Here is a 15,251-nt window from a genome sequence, read left to right on the forward strand (position 1 = left end):
TTGTATATTAATATTATACATTAAATGTTTTTTGTGGTAAAATTTACATAAATTAGTGAAGTAAAACAAATGAAAACTAATAAGGGGGAGCGTTTATGGAATTATGGATAATTATACCGATAGCAGCCTTTGGATTCATTTATATCGTTGAAAAATTAAATAAAATCGAAAAGAAAACAAATACGCGTTTAAAGCGGATTGAAGATAGATTACAAGTAATTAAGAAAGAAATGGGATTTGTAGAAAGAGAACATGAAATTAATAAAGAATTACGCCAGCTTGTGGAAGATGGAAAAACGATTACAGCAGTTAAGAGAGTGAGAGAGGCTTTTGGTTTTTCATTGTTAGAAGCGAAGCAATATGTTGATAAGTTATAAAAAAAGATCATCTAATTGGATGATCTTTTTTACTGAACCATACGTGTATTTACATAAGCAGCAATTATAACGTGGCCAATAATAATGATGGGAAATATAATTTTAACATTAGGAGTAATGAAGACACTGCCAATTGTGGCAATAACACCAGCAAATAAATTATAAAGACCGACTATTTTTGATAACTTCACTTTATCCGGCACGCGTCGTTCATTGAATCCTGATAAGAGCCAAGTGTATTGCTTTACTCCGATGAAATATGCTAGTGCAAATGAAATGATTGCTAGAATAAATAATGATGAATATGCGAAGAGAGTCACCAGAAACACCTCCGTTAATGGGCTATAAATAAATTATAGTATGAATGTTATAATTTAACAAAATCCAGTTTTGATTTTAAGTTTAATAGAAAACTGGCATTTGTGAAGAAGGGAGATTAAGTATGAATATTTCAGAATTCCAGAGAAATGTAGCAAGTTTTAGTAAAGAAAAAGGGTTTCAACATACAACAATTGAAGAGCGCACGATGTATGCAATGGCGGAATTAGGGGAATTAACAGAAGCTATTTTAAAGCGTGATAAAATACAAGAGTCGAAACGAGAAATCGGTTTAGAAATGTTTGATGTAATTTGGAATGTATGTGATTTAGCGAATAAACTAAATATTGATTTAGAGAAGGCGTTTGAAGAAAAAATGATGATTAATAAAAAACGTGAATGGTAAGTAGAATTTTAATGCGCAAAGATGGGGGATATGAATGAAAAAGAAATTTATTATAGGAGGAGTTTTAACCTTAATTAGTGTAATGGGTGTTGTCGCTTATTTAGTTTTTCAAGGTATATTCATTCCGAATCAATTCAGTGCGGACAAATATGAGATAAAAGGTGTAGATGTCGCATCTTATCAAGGAGAGATAGATTGGAGAGAGTTAGAAAAACAAAATATGAAGTTTGCGTTTATAAAGGCTACTGAAGGAAGTGCGTTTGTGGATGAGTACTTTTCGACAAATTGGATGAATGCAAATAAGACAGGTATGCGCACCGGAGCGTATCATTTTTTTAGTTTTGATAGTAAAGGTGAAACGCAAGCAAAGCAATATATACGAACCGTTCCAAAATATAAACAAGCATTGCCACCGGTAATTGATGTTGAGTTTTATGCTAATAAAAAAGATAATCCACCTCATCGTGAAGATGTTGAGAAAGAGTTGACAGTAATGGTAAAAATGCTAGAAAAACATTATGACAAGAAAGTAATATTGTATGCAACTCAAGAGGCGTATGATTTGTACATAAAAGATGCATATCCTCAATGTGATATATGGATTCGTAGTGTTCTTACAAAACCGAGTTTATCGGATGAAAGAAATTGGACGTTTTGGCAATACACAAATCGTGGAAGGTTAAGAGGGTATAACGGGAAAGAAAAGTATATTGATTTGAATGTATTTTGTGGGAATGAGGAAGAATTTAAGAATTATGGAATGAAAGATTAAGTTTTGAAGCGTACAGAATGTTGTATGCTTTTTTATTCATTACATGAAAAATATGTAAGAAAAGATGGAACAAACATTTGAGCTGAAATGTCTAATATAGGTAATAACTATTTAGTTTGAAAGAAAGGGTGGAGGAAATGAAAAAGACTACATTATTAAAAGTAGGGGTATGTGTAAGTTTACTAGGGTTAACTCAATTTGTTAGCACAATTTCTTCTGTGAAAGCGGAACAAAAGCTAGAGCAAAAAGTAATAAAAAATGAGACAGAAACCATTTCAATTTCTCAGTTAAATAAAAATGTATGGGTTCATACGGAGTTAGGTTATTTTAACGAAGAAGCAGTTCCTTCAAACGGTCTAGTTCTTACTACTTCTAAAGGATTAGTACTTGTCGATTCTTCTTGGGATGATAAGTTAACGAAGGAACTAATAGAGATGGTAGAAAAGAAATTTCAGAAGCGAGTAACGGATGTCATTATTACACATGCGCACGCTGATCGAATTGGCGGAATAAGAACGTTGAAAGAAAGAGGGATTAAAGCGCATAGTACAGCGTTAACCGCGGAACTAGCAAAGAAAAATGGATACGATGAGCCGCTTGGAGACTTGCAAACAATTACGAATATGAAGTTTGGAAACATGAAAGTAGAAACGTTCTATCCGGGAAAAGGTCATACAGAAGATAACATCGTTGTATGGTTACCACAATATAAAATTTTAGCTGGAGGCTGTTTAGTGAAATCTGCTGAAGCGAAAGATTTAGGGAATGTTGCTGATGCGTATGTAAATGAATGGTCCACATCGATTGGAAATGTGTTGAAGCGATATGGAAATATGAATGTAGTACTACCTGGACATGGTGAAGTAGGGGACAAAGGATTGCTTTTACATACACTGGATTTGTTGAAATAAGGAACAAAGAATAAAATAATGATGAAGCTTATTGTAGATGTAAGAAATTTTGGGAAGAAAAAAGAGAGGGGAAATAATTTTCTCCTCTCTTGCTCCTAACTATATTTAAATGCTGAATCTGTCGATTACGCCAGCATATATTACTGAGATTTTAATTCCAAGTATACAAATACTAGTACCGTCATAATTGCTATAACAACATAAGTAGCATCAAGCATTATAAGTGTTTTTAAAGTTTCAGTCATCCTAATTCACCCCTGCTATAAAAATATAACATGATCTTTTTATCAATCAGATAAGAGATCATAAAGATAAAATGTACATGAAATTTCTTAAGTAGTTTCTATATAAATATATCATATAAATAATGTAAATAATGTAAAGATAGTGTAAATGTATTGTAAAGAAAGAAAGAGGTTGCTCATAATGTCTATAAATCTTTTTAGTTGTATATACTATGTATTTCTCGTGTGCCATGTAGGAAACAGTTATAACATGTGAAAAATAAATTTACTTTGACAAATCAATCACGATGGTAGATGTTATTACATTTTCCTCTAATACATCTACCTGTACTTGTTCATCGTTGCTCCAATTGATATTGAAGTTCTCTGTCGTATACATTTCCTTAAGAGTGACCTCTTTATATTTTTCTAAAATGCTCCCCCTTTTCCCATAATAGATTCTTACAGTTGAACTGGGGCTTGGTCCTTTTGATTTTATTGTTTCTCTAAACTCGATAATATTTATTAGATTTGGAGATTCACTTTTTTGAAAGGTAAAGGAACTGACCACTTTTTGTACCTTCTTAAAAACAGAACCATTGGATTTATTTGATATGTTAAATTCCACAACTTCAGGTACTGTTTCTTTTCCACGTAGCGTTATCGTTGCTTCATAATCGTTTTTCCAATCTACGGAAACGTTTGAGGAATCGAGACGTTCCCCGTCATTTGCAATATTTGTGTCAAAATGTTCCCATAAGTCGTATTTAATTCTGACAGGAAAGGAACCATGAGAAGAGTCTGAATCTATTTTTACTACTTTAATCGTATTCATACTATTTGGAGAATGACTTTTTTTAAGTGTAACGTCGTATAAATACAAAAGGTAAGAAAAACAGCCTACTACTAAAATAATTGGAATTACAATACGTAAGGCAGTAATTGGACGGCCTCGTTTCCTTTTTTTCTTAGTGCTTTTACTATCTTGTTCAAGGTCTTTTTTAATACTCGTTTGAACTGTTACTTTTGGCGGACGAATAAACCACCAAATGAAAGCTATAAGTAGTAAGAAAAGAGGTATTCCTTGAATAAAGAGAAATCCTTTCCAAAAATCAAGTCTAGTACTATATGGAGAATCTGTTGCCATCACCCCTATAAAAAGTGCCACTGGACTTGCAAGTATATTTATCCCTAAACCGATCATTACGAATGAAAGATTTTTATTCCTAATTTTTCGTGACCCAGCCATAATAAACAGAAATATTGCAATACCGAGTATAAGAAACAGTATTCCATAATAAAACATCATATATACCATATTATCCCTCCATAACTTTAATTGTACCATTAGTAAAGGGAATTTTGTGAAACCTTGGATAAATATGGTATTTGCATTCCTTAAAAGGATGTCTATATATTATGTTAATAAATGATTATTCCTATGTATTAATATAAGAAGGCAGTAAAAATATTATGTCAATAATATGAACTGTCACAAATTTTCATATATTATTGTGATTGATATCACATCCTTTTATCTCACTGGGTATTATGCTTAGGTTGTAAGGAATGATTGGGAGAGGGTGGGATGATAATGTTTTGTTATCAATGTGAACAAACGCCAACAGGCGGATGTAAAGTAATAGGTGTTTGCGGTAAAAATGAAACAATTGCAAGTTTACAAGATACGATTGTGTTTGGACTAAAAGGAATTGCGGCTTATCGTACGCATGCTGCTCAGCTAGGGTATACAGATGCATTTGTAGATGCTACAACGCAAGAAGCGTTATATATGACATTAACAAATTCTAATTTTAATGAACAAGAACATATTGATATGGCTATGAAAGTTGGGAAATCAGCTTTACGAGTAATGGAGTTATTAGATGAGGCACATACGAATCACTTTGGTGTTCCAGAGCCTGTTCAAATTACTCAAAATCATGTAGAAGGTAAGGCAATTGTAGTTACTGGTCATAATTTATTTGCATTAGAGGAATTATTAAAGCAAACAGAAGGAAAAGAAATTAATATTTATACGCATTCTGAAATGCTACCAGCACACGGTTATCCACAATTGAAAAAATATAAACATTTAAAAGGAAATATTGGTAAGGCTTGGTATGATCAACGACGTCTTTTTGAAAAATTTACTGGTGCTATATTGGCTACAACGAACTGTGTTATGCCGATTAAAGGATCTTACTCTGACCGATTCTTTTCATATGATATTGCAGGACTAGAGGGCGTACAAAAAATTGAAAATGATGATTTTACACCATTGATTCAAAAAGCGCTAGAACTTCCAGAAGTACATATGGAGTCGGATGAGCAGTTAGTAACAGGTTTTCATCATAATACAGTATTATCATTAGCTCCAGAAATTATTGAGGCAGTAAAGGAAGGAAAAATAAAGCGTTTCTTTGTCATTGCAGGTTGTGATGCTCCAGGAAAAGGCGGAGAATATTATCGTGAATTAGCAACGTCACTGCCCCCAGAAACGGTTATTTTAACAACTTCTTGTGGGAAATTCCGCTTTAATGATGTAAATTACGGTGTTGTACCTGGTACGGAGATTCCGCGTTATATTGATTTAGGACAATGCAATAATTCAATTTCTACAGTGAAAATAGCGGCCGCTTTAGCAGATGCTTTTCAATGTGAAGTGAATGAATTACCAGTGAGTATTGTCCTATCATGGTTTGAACAAAAAGCGGTTGCCATTTTACTTGGGCTATTTAGTCTTGGCATTCAAGATATTCGCATCGGTCCAAAAGCGCCTGAATTTATTTCACCTGGTGTGCTTGATGTATTACAAGAAACATTTGGTTTAAAACTAATTACAACTGCAGCAGAAGATATGGCTATGATGTTATCGTAACGAAAAGATGTTGTACATGTAGTAGTGGCTTTATAAAGAATTTGTATGTATTCAAAAACTAATTTATTAGATGCACAGGTACAATAGTAGAAGAACAAAAAATAATCCGTCTTATGAATAAGGAGAGCCATCCATATTCACTAACTTCGAAATATTATAGCGCCCCAAAATAAAAAAGTGTAGATTTTTTGTTTTGGGGTATTTTCTTTTCTTAGCTGGATAGGTATGTGGAGGGGCTTCTTCAGAAAGAAAATAGGTTGTATCCAATAGGTAATAGTGGATTTTAGAAAAATTTTGAAAATCAGTTGACATCCGCCATTACTAAGTCATACAATGTAGTTGTAATAAGTAATACTGAATAGTGTTGTTTCTCAAAACGTATTCAGTAAACAATAGGTAATAGCGGATTTTAGAAAAATTTTGAAAATCAGTTGACATCCACTGCTACTTAGTCATACAATGTAGTTGTAATAAGTAATACTGAATAGTATGATTTCACAAAAGCTATTCAGTGAAAAATTCGTCTTAGTACTCTGTGATACTGAATATAAGTCAGACAGAATAGGGGGTAGAGGAGGATCATAATATGGAAAATTTAACTGAAATGCTGAAAGGTTCGTTGGAAGGATGTGTGCTGGAAATCATTAGCCGCCGTGAAACGTATGGCTATGAGATTACTCGTCATCTGAATGATCTTGGGTTTACCGAAGTCGTGGAAGGAACGGTTTATACTATCCTTGTACGATTAGAGAAGAAAAAGCTTGTGAATATTGAAAAGAAACCGTCAGATATGGGGCCACCCCGTAAGTTTTATTCACTTAATGATGCTGGCCGCCAGGAGCTTGAATTGTTTTGGGAAAAATGGGATTTTGTATCATCAAAAATTAACGTCTTGAAGTCAAACTAGCCTCATAAAATAAGTTATTGCGTCTAACGTTTTTGGAGTTTCTTGTTCTGCTTTATAAAAAAGGAGGAAAAATAATATGATGGAAATGTTCAAAAAATTAATTGGTGATAAAAAAGAGTACAGAATGATGATGGCACGGGTTGGAGCCTTACCGGAGGATTACCAATTTGTGTTTAAGAAAATTCAAAACTACATGTGGAATTTCTCAGCGGGTAACGGGATGGATATGCTGCACATTCAGTATGAATTAATCGATTTGTTTGAAGCTGGTGCGGCGGAAGGCAGACAAGTGCTTGAAATCACTGGCGAGGACGTGGCATCTTTTGCTGACGAATTAGTGGCAAACGCTAAAACGTATGTCTCTAAGTATCGTGAAGATTTGAACGAGAGTATCATGAAGCAATTGAGAAAAAAATAAATGCAATAGGTAATACCGACTGATTAGCTGGTTACAAATGTGAATTGCCACCATCGCTATTCAGTTATATTTTTAACTAGGTACTAAGTGTTACTGAATAGAGGGGTGTAGGCAACTTATGTGTGAAAAACATTTTTTAAAAGGAGGAAAAAATATGAGCAATGCAGCGATTTCTGTAAAAGAGTTAAAAAAATCTTTTAAAGACAAGGAGGTGTTAAAGGGCGTGGATTTTGAGGTGCAGCGTGGCGAAATTTTTGCACTACTGGGCTCAAATGGAGCTGGCAAGACGACGACGGTCAATATCCTCTCGACGTTAATGAAGCAAGATAGTGGCGAAGTAAGTATTGGCGGTTTTGACGTCCAACGTCAACCAGACCATGTTCGCCAAAGCATCAGTCTCACAGGACAGTTCGCAGCTTTAGACGGTATGCTCACCGGGCGAGAAAACTTAATGATGATTGCCGATTTGCGTGGAGTATCAAATCCCGCTCAAGTCGCTGACGATTTGCTTGCAAGATTCAGCCTGACTGATGCAGCTAACCAGAGGGCTGACCAGTATTCGGGAGGGATGAAGCGCCGACTTGATATCGCCATGAGTTTGATTGGGACGCCAGCAGTCATTTTTCTTGATGAACCAACGACAGGGCTGGATCCTGAAGCACGGATTGAAGTGTGGGATACCGTCAAGGAACTTGCTGGTGGTGGCACAACGATCTTGCTTACGACTCAGTACTTGGAGGAAGCAGAACAACTGGCGGACCGTATCGCTATTTTGCATGGCGGAAAAATTATTACGACTGGTACTCTTACTGAATTAAAAGAGATGTTTCCGCCAGCAAAAGTAGAGTATATAGAGAAGCAACCGACATTGGAAGAAATTTTCCTTGCGATCATTGGAAAAAAGGAGGAGATGTAAATGAAAAGCAAAACAGGGGTTTTATTAGGACGGTTAATGCGAAACATTATGCGTAGTCCAGATACGATTATTACGGTAGCGATTACACCGATTATGATGATGCTGTTATTTGTTTACGTATTTGGTGGTGCCATACAGACAGGAACGGATAACTACGTCAATTATTTATTACCGGGAATTTTGTTGATGGCTATCGCATCTGGTGTCGCTTACACTTCCGTACGATTGTTTACGGATGTAAAGAGCGGATTGATGGCACGTTTCATTACTATGCCCATCAAGCGTTCATCGGTATTATGGGCTCATGTATTGACTTCACTTGTTGCAAATGTGCTTACTATCGTGGTGGTTATCCTTGTTGCACTTTTAATGGGGTTCCGTTCCAACGCTAACATGCTAGATTGGCTCGCGGTTGCTGGGATACTCGGAATGTTTACGCTTGCGCTAACATGGCTTGCTGTTATTCCAGGGCTGACAGCGAAGTCTATGGAAGGGGCGACGGCCTACTCGTACCCGCTAATTTTTCTACCATTTATTAGTTCTGCCTTTGTTCCTACTGAAACGATGCCAAAAATTGTTCGTGCGTTTGCTGAGAACCAGCCTGTAACTTCAATCGTGAATGCGATTCGTGCTCTCTTATATGAAGGGTCTGTTGGCAACGATATTTGGATTGCCCTTGCTTGGTGCGTGGGAATCATGGTTATTGCTTACTTCTTCGCTAGTAAAGCATTTAAACGTCAGTTAGGATAAGTACCGAGGTAACTAAATCATCCGGAATAATATATATTTAGAAAAGCACGGGAAGACTTTCCGTGCTTTCATTATTTGTCATGTTTTTAAGGTAACAGTTGTCGATATAATACCTTTACTGTATACAATAATTGGGTGCAATTCTGGAATAAGAATTGTGTTTTTATTTTTATATGGGAGCATGTAATGAAAATAGGATTTTAAAAAAGCGATGTAATGAGTTTTAACTGTTCAATGTTTATGGGAAGTATAAGCATAATCTCTCTTGTAAACCTGCTAACACGTCTTCAGGCATTTCCTTAATTTTGATATCCTTACCTAGGAAAAGTAGCCAATTCGTTATTTCTGTTAATTCATCGAGACTGTTAACATTGATAAAAGTTTTTAAAATGGCTGTAGATTGGTAAGGATTTGTATAAGAAATTGAAATTTTGAAAGGATGGTATTTTTTGAACTGGGCAATCGCTTTTGGACCAAGTTCAAGTACAAGGTTGATTGCTTCGTCCTTCTTACTTAGTTTTTCTAAAATCTTTTTCTTACTTAATCTCTTTTTCGTCGTATAGGGTTCGATATTAATAAGATGATCGACAAGAAACATCTTCTTTTTTTCTTCTTTTATGTCAAAGCCTTCAATTATCCAATGGCTTTTTTCTTGATAAAGGTGTAGTAAATAAATTGGATAAGATTTGATTTCCTCCTTTTCATTGATAGTAATCAATAAATGGCTATCCGAAAGAAGGATTTGGATGAGTTTTTCTAACATAGGATGGGGAAGGTCAGAAAGTTCAAGTAAATCGGGGTTATGAGGATTAGTTCCTCCAAAAAGTAAGATTTGATTTAAAAGAACAAGGTCGTCCTGCTGGGTTTCTGAGATAAGTCCCAGTAGTTTTTCAGCTAAAGACTGACGACTCTTTAGATAAGGAAGTTGTTGATTTCTTGTGGCCATAAAGGCAATAAAAAGAGCTTTCACTTCATTATCAGTAAAGCGAACGACGGGCAGGATAGAGTTATGCATAACAAAATATCCTCCAGTCCTGCCAACTTCAGCGACAAGTGGCATCCCCATAGCTTCAATTTCTCTAATGTCTCTAATAGCTGTTGACCGAGAGATGTTAAATTCTTGTATAATTTCAGAAATAGTAAAGTGGGAGCGGTTGTTAATATAGCGCATGATCGTATTAATCCGTTCAACTTTTTTCATTTTTGTCTCCTAAACAGTATCATTTTTTGACATGATTTAAAGATATTATAAACTTATCAGATGAAAAGATAAATCGTTTGATTAATAAAAAAAGAGGAAGGTTTTGAATATGAAAAATTATACGTTAGAAGAGAAAGATAGCTTTATCGTTTTAGGTATTGGAACTGAAATTAAGAGTGAATACACCGACTTTGCTGGAATAAATAAAGAAAAGGAAGACTTTTGGTCGGCCGTTAAAGAAGATGGAAGGCTGGACAATTTAAAAGCTTTAGCTACAAATGATTACATTTTTTCCGTGAGCGAAGCTGTGAATAATAAGATGATGTATTATGCTGGTGTCATGACAGAAGAACAAATACAAGAAGAATGTAGAGTGATCCAGTTTCCTAAGGGGGCATACGTAGTAGTTAAAGGAGAAGGTAAGACGGCTGAGGAGCTAAGTAATAAACTTACTGGTATTGCTTTTGGTCAAGTGTTACTAGAAGCAAAGGATTTTGCCTATGTTGGTGGACCAAATACAACGGTCGAGATGGGGCAGCGAAATGGTTTAGTATTTGGTGAAATATGGATTCCGGTTGTTAGGAAGTAAAGAGATAAAAGGAGAGATGAAATTGTCCTATAACGTTGATTTTAAAAATGTAACTACAGTTGGTTTAGAGTCTTCACCTATGTCAGAAGCGCTTGCTGGATTACGTGCTCATGAAGCCCGTTACTTTATGAATAAATACAAGCATGAGTTTATAGTTGTACCAGCTAGTGAAAGCAAGGAGACTCTTGATTATGTGAACCGCGTTTTGAAAGAAGAACGCGATATTGAGTTTGCGGCGAAACCTTTAGAAACTTCATGTTTTCAAGTGGAAAATATTCAATTTACCTACGTCTTTTATGAGGATGGTCTTGGGATCAACGTCATGTATACATTGGATAACCCGAAAAAGCGGGCTGTTGGATTTAAGCTTTCTGATGGAATGGAAGTACCAACGGAATTAGCAGAGAAGTTTAAGTTTGCTAGGCAGAAGTCTAAATTAGCTGGAACAATTCGAGGTTCGTTTTTTGTAATAAAAGGAGAATATATTGTAAGTTGAAGAATCTAGTCGTTTGATGTATTTTAATAGGCACGAGTATGGAAAGTAGGGGCTAACGATCTTGAGTTGTTAGCTTTTTTTGTTACCGATAATAGTGCGTAAAGTTAATCTTTTCTCCCCTCAATCATGATAAAATGTACAATAGGAAATTTTATGTAACGTAAAGGGGGAAGATTCATGGTCAGCTTTAGTACTTTGCTAGCTTTTGCACTTGTTTCACTTAGCATGGTTTGTTCACCTGGTCCTAATATGATTTATCTCATCTCTCGTTCCATTACGCAAGGACGTATGGCAGGATTTATTTCTCTCTTGGGCATTATGCTCGGATTTGTAATTTATATAATCGCAACAATGTTTGGACTTACAGTTCTTTTCCTTGCTGTTCCTGCTGTCTATGAAGCAGTAAAGTGGGCAGGTGCCGCTTATTTACTTTGGCTAGCTTGGAATTCGATTAAACCTGGTGCTACATCTATTATGGAACCTCGTACTATTTCTAATGAACCACCACGGAAATTATTTCTAATGGGACTCATGACCAATCTTCTGAATCCAAAGATTGCAATTTTGTATGTATCACTGCTACCTCAATTTGAAGATCCTGAGAAAGGATCGTTGCTTCTACAAGGTGCAGTTTTGGGCCTTACGCAAATTACTATTAGCTTTATCGTCAACCTCCTAATTGTATTTACAGCAAGTAAAGTTGCCAAATGGTTTGGCACACGCCCAACGTGGTTACGAGTGCAACGTTGGCTTATGGCAAGCGTCTTGACAGGTCTTGCTGTACGTCTTGCTTTTGAACGTCGACAGTAAGAGCCTCTTTACCTTCAGTTTCTATAATATAACCTAGTAAATGTTAATATACGTTATATATAAAAGATATTTATCTTATAAAATAAGGGGGATATTATGACTGAGACAACTGAATCTTCAGGAGTCAATTTGAAAAAAGATGTGAAATTTTCTATTATAATTCCTGCACATAATGAAGAAAAGTATATTAGAAAATGTTTAGATTCAATTGCAACGGCATCAGAGGCATATAAAGATCAAATGGAAGTCATAGTTGTTTTAAATCGTTGTACAGATAAAACAGAGGAAATAGCAAAATCTTATAACTGTATTACATTAAAAAATAACGATAAAAACTTATCTAAAATTCGAAATGCAGGGGCTAAAATAGCTAGTGGAGAAATAATCGTTACTATAGACGCTGATACGATAATGACAGAGTCTATGTTGTCTAATGTAGATAAATATTTAGCTTCAGGTAAATACATTGGTGGTGGGGTGAATGGGAAGTTTGAAAGAATATCTTTAGGAATATTTCTCTCTGCAATGTTAATAATAATCCCCTTACTTTTTAAGTACGGAGCTATATCTGTAGGGATTTTTTGGTGCTATAAAAAAGACTTTATGGCAATCAACGGATTTAATGAAAACATGCTTATGGCAGAAGATGCAGATTTCGCTAAACGTTTAAAAGAGTGGGGAAAGCGAAATAATAAGAAATTCGGTACTATTAAAAATGGAATGATAACTTCATGCAGAAGATTTGATACATATGGAGATTGGGCCTTACTTAAAAACCCAAAAGTAATATTAGCTTATCTAAAAGGAAATGATAGAAAATCTGCAGATAAGACATATTATGATAATCAAGAAAGGTAACGCTTGAGAAAATCGGTAGGAAATAGTGAGAACAGTTGGTTGTCTAATATATAATGAGAGCACAACTGAATTTAATAGATACTACAAAAAAACCATCAATTTGATTAGCTCTTCTTCAAATTAATGGTTTTTATTTTTGAAATTAATATCTATTTTTTATAAAAAATATTTTTTGACCCCCATAAAACTATGTATTCCTCCGAATATATATAGTGAAAAAATAAATAGAAGAAAAATCACTATAAAAGAATATCAGAGTATTAATAAAAATTACTAGATTAAGTTGAGCATCCGAAATAAAAGGATGAAATTACCAATGATATAGAGAAGAGTTATTTAAGGATTGCAGATAAAATAGAAAAAGAATAAGCAAAACGAACGGTAGAAAATAAGAAAGTAGATAAAAATACAAACTTAACTTTAGTGCCGAGAGAAAACGTTGGGAAAAGTTAGACTCGAAAAATATAACTAACAGCAAGAAGACAAGACCAAAGAAAAGTACTAATAAAATTTGGTTAAATGGTCACTTGTTTAGTGGCCATTTTGCTATTTGAAGGAGGCTGGGAGATTACAAGTGTTGAGTTTAGTAATGAAGATCTTAAGAAAACCGAAAATAGAAGATGTCGTATGTAACATACAAAACAACGAAGGAGATAAAGAAGCGTTTATCGTACAGTATCAGCCTTTTATTAGAAAATCAATATCGTCTGTCTGCCGCCGATATATTACAGAACAGGATGATGAATATAGCATTGGATTGTTTGCATTTAACGAAGCAATTGAACAGTATTCATATACAAAAGGAAAATCCTTTTTAGCGTTTGCTGATCTTCTTATAAAAAGAGATGTAATTGACTATATACGCAAGGAGTCTAAACATAATCTTGTCTTTTTAAAAGAAGATAAGCAAGAGGAAATGTTAGAAATGCAAGTGTCGCTTACGGAGTATATGAAAGAGATGGAAAATAGTAACCGTAAGGAGGAAATTCTTCATTTTCAAAATGTGCTAGCTGAGTTTAAAATCACATTTTCAGAGCTTGCTAAAGAATCTCCTAAGCATCGTGATACGCGTGAACATTTAATAGAAATAGTAAAGATAATTATAAAAGACGAGGAAATGATGGAAGAGCTGTTCCGAAAGAAAAAGCTACCGCTTAAACATATTGAACCGCGTGTTAGGGTAAGTCGTAAAACGTTAGAGAGGCATAGAAAATATATCATTGCAATGTGTATTATCTTTGCAAACAACTATACATACATTCTTGATTATATAAGAGGAGGGAAGCATGATGAATAAAGGAATTGTAATGGATATAAAAAAACATAGCGTAGTTGTTTTAACACAAAATGGAGAGTTTATTACGTGTAAAAGAAAAGAGAATTCTTACATGGTTGGGGAGGAAATCTCATTTGATGAGCAAGAGCAAAGAGCATCGCGTTTTTCGATGCCTTCTTTCTTAAAGCCTGCATCATTACTTGTTGCTTGTTTTCTATGCGCGTTGTTATTTTTCTACAACCAACCGGAAGAAAAAGTATTTGCTTATGTCTCAGTTGATATAAATCCAAGTTTAGAGGTGAGTGTAACAAAGGATCTTCGTGTTATAGATTTGCAAGCTTGTAATGATGATGGAAGGCGTATTTTAAAAGAAATAAAACGGTGGGAAAATAAACAGTTGCAAGACGTAATACGTACTATTATAAAGCAAAGTCAAGAAGATAAGTATTTAACGAATGATAAACAAGTGATGCTAACAGCTGTTACAAAAGATAAGGCGTTACAACCACAGTTAGAAAAGGAAATGAAGGAATTAAAGAAAGAATATGAAATAAAACATGTTACAGTCGTATATCAAAGCAGTACGTTGGAAGTGCGAGAGAATGCTAGGAAAGCAGGAATTGGCACAGGTGTCTATATAAAGCAAGAGGAAGAGAAGAAAAAAGCGCTTACTCCACCTGCCTTGCCGTCTAATCAAGTGGAAAACGAAGAAGAGGTGCAATCGCAGCCAAAGTCATCTCCTGATGCATCAGCGGACTTGTCTTCTGTAAAAGAAAAAAAATACGAGAAGCCAGAGCAGAAAGAACAAAGGAAAACCGAGGAACAGCCATCGAAGCAAATAAAAGAAAGTAATGGTAGAGGATCTCAGCAAGAAAATAATGGGAATCAACAAGAGAATAACGGAAGAGGGTCTCAACAAGGAAATAATGGGAATCAGCAAGGGAACAACGGAAGAGGGTCTCAACAAGTAAATAATGGGAATCAACAAGGGAATAACGGAAGAGGGTCTCAACAAGGAAATAATGGGAATCAGCAAGGGAACAATGGAAGAGGGTCTCAACAAGGAAATAATGAAAATCAGCAAGGGAACAACGGAAGAGCTGTCTCTTATACACATCTGACGCTGCCGACGAAGCTAGAA

The 15,251-nt window shown here is 35.1% G+C and carries 18 protein-coding genes; 15 read left to right on the forward strand and 3 right to left on the reverse strand.

The features are described from left to right. Positions 1-95 precede the first annotated feature (95 nt). Positions 96-377, forward strand: coding sequence for a hypothetical protein (locus JDS92_RS22540; protein ID WP_199632526.1), 282 nt, complete (start codon positions 96-98; stop codon positions 375-377). 29 nt (positions 378-406) lie between these two features. Here the strand turns inward: JDS92_RS22540 and JDS92_RS22545 are convergent, their stop codons facing one another. Continuing rightward, positions 407-697, reverse strand: coding sequence for a DUF3784 domain-containing protein (locus tag JDS92_RS22545; RefSeq protein ID WP_199632527.1), 291 nt, complete (start codon positions 695-697; stop codon positions 407-409). A gap of 122 nt (positions 698-819) precedes the next feature. Between JDS92_RS22545 and JDS92_RS22550 the strand changes: the two genes are divergently transcribed. The 3 genes from JDS92_RS22550 (at position 820) to bla2 (ending at position 2,784) form a co-directional block, all read left to right on the forward strand. Continuing rightward, positions 820-1,101 (forward strand): MazG nucleotide pyrophosphohydrolase domain-containing protein, encoded by a 282-nt coding sequence (locus JDS92_RS22550; protein ID WP_199632528.1) that lies wholly within the window; start codon positions 820-822, stop codon positions 1,099-1,101. 34 nt (positions 1,102-1,135) lie between these two features. Continuing rightward, entirely contained in the window at positions 1,136-1,873 is a 738-nt protein-coding gene (locus JDS92_RS22555) for a glycoside hydrolase family 25 protein (protein WP_098911839.1), read from the forward strand. Positions 1,874-2,010: 137 nt separating this feature from the next. Then, positions 2,011-2,784 carry a BcII family subclass B1 metallo-beta-lactamase gene (bla2, locus tag JDS92_RS22560; RefSeq protein WP_199632529.1) on the forward strand — a complete coding sequence of 258 codons (774 nt, stop codon included), beginning with the start codon at positions 2,011-2,013 and terminating at the stop codon, positions 2,782-2,784. Between the two features lie 510 nt (positions 2,785-3,294). Here bla2 and JDS92_RS22565 read toward each other — a convergent pair. After that, positions 3,295-4,326 (reverse strand): hypothetical protein, encoded by a 1,032-nt coding sequence (locus JDS92_RS22565; RefSeq protein WP_199632530.1) that lies wholly within the window; start codon positions 4,324-4,326, stop codon positions 3,295-3,297. Positions 4,327-4,602: 276 nt separating this feature from the next. Between JDS92_RS22565 and hcp the strand changes: the two genes are divergently transcribed. The 5 genes from hcp to JDS92_RS22590 all read left to right on the forward strand — a co-directional run bounded on the left by hcp (position 4,603) and on the right by JDS92_RS22590 (position 8,880). Beyond that, positions 4,603-5,889: a hydroxylamine reductase gene (hcp, locus tag JDS92_RS22570; RefSeq protein WP_097959795.1), complete on the forward strand. Its 1,287-nt coding sequence runs from the start codon at positions 4,603-4,605 to the stop codon at positions 5,887-5,889. A 586-nt stretch (positions 5,890-6,475) separates the two neighbouring features. Continuing rightward, the gene (locus JDS92_RS22575; RefSeq protein ID WP_000429482.1) at positions 6,476-6,796 is read left to right on the forward strand and encodes a PadR family transcriptional regulator; all 321 of its coding nucleotides are present in this window, start codon (positions 6,476-6,478) and stop codon (positions 6,794-6,796) included. A 76-nt stretch (positions 6,797-6,872) separates the two neighbouring features. Next, positions 6,873-7,214 carry a DUF1048 domain-containing protein gene (locus JDS92_RS22580; protein WP_000970406.1) on the forward strand — a complete coding sequence of 114 codons (342 nt, stop codon included), beginning with the start codon at positions 6,873-6,875 and terminating at the stop codon, positions 7,212-7,214. 154 nt (positions 7,215-7,368) lie between these two features. Then, positions 7,369-8,130: an ABC transporter ATP-binding protein gene (locus tag JDS92_RS22585; RefSeq protein WP_097959796.1), complete on the forward strand. Its 762-nt coding sequence runs from the start codon at positions 7,369-7,371 to the stop codon at positions 8,128-8,130. After that, positions 8,131-8,880: an ABC transporter permease gene (locus tag JDS92_RS22590; protein WP_097959797.1), complete on the forward strand. Its 750-nt coding sequence runs from the start codon at positions 8,131-8,133 to the stop codon at positions 8,878-8,880. A 238-nt stretch (positions 8,881-9,118) separates the two neighbouring features. Here JDS92_RS22590 and JDS92_RS22595 read toward each other — a convergent pair whose 3' ends face one another. Beyond that, complete coding sequence (locus JDS92_RS22595) at positions 9,119-10,081, reverse strand: helix-turn-helix transcriptional regulator (protein WP_097879023.1); 963 nt, start codon at positions 10,079-10,081, stop codon at positions 9,119-9,121. 109 nt (positions 10,082-10,190) lie between these two features. Here JDS92_RS22595 and JDS92_RS22600 point away from each other — a divergent pair, with 109 nt between their 5' ends. The 6 genes from JDS92_RS22600 to JDS92_RS22625 all read left to right on the forward strand — a co-directional run. Then, positions 10,191-10,670: a GyrI-like domain-containing protein gene (locus tag JDS92_RS22600; protein WP_000801055.1), complete on the forward strand. Its 480-nt coding sequence runs from the start codon at positions 10,191-10,193 to the stop codon at positions 10,668-10,670. Next, entirely contained in the window at positions 10,657-11,166 is a 510-nt protein-coding gene (locus tag JDS92_RS22605; protein WP_097959798.1) for a phage tail protein, read from the forward strand. The genes JDS92_RS22600 and JDS92_RS22605 overlap by 14 nt, the downstream gene beginning before the upstream one ends. 177 nt (positions 11,167-11,343) lie before the next feature. Beyond that, entirely contained in the window at positions 11,344-11,976 is a 633-nt protein-coding gene (locus tag JDS92_RS22610; RefSeq protein WP_087970305.1) for a LysE family translocator, read from the forward strand. Positions 11,977-12,072: 96 nt separating this feature from the next. Continuing rightward, complete coding sequence (locus JDS92_RS22615; protein WP_087970306.1) at positions 12,073-12,834, forward strand: glycosyltransferase; 762 nt, start codon at positions 12,073-12,075, stop codon at positions 12,832-12,834. Positions 12,835-13,408: 574 nt separating this feature from the next. Further along, positions 13,409-14,131, forward strand: a complete 723-nt coding sequence (gene sigI, locus JDS92_RS22620; RefSeq protein ID WP_033663078.1) for an RNA polymerase sigma factor SigI — start codon at positions 13,409-13,411, stop codon at positions 14,129-14,131. Then, the coding region (locus JDS92_RS22625) for an anti-sigma factor domain-containing protein (RefSeq protein WP_199632531.1) at positions 14,121-15,251 on the forward strand (1,131 nt) is incomplete at its 3' end. The genes sigI and JDS92_RS22625, both read left to right, overlap by 11 nt.

The sequence above is a fragment of the Bacillus cereus group sp. N12 genome, assembly GCF_016483575.1.
Taxonomy (GTDB): Bacteria; Bacillota; Bacilli; order Bacillales; family Bacillaceae_G; genus Bacillus_A; species Bacillus_A toyonensis.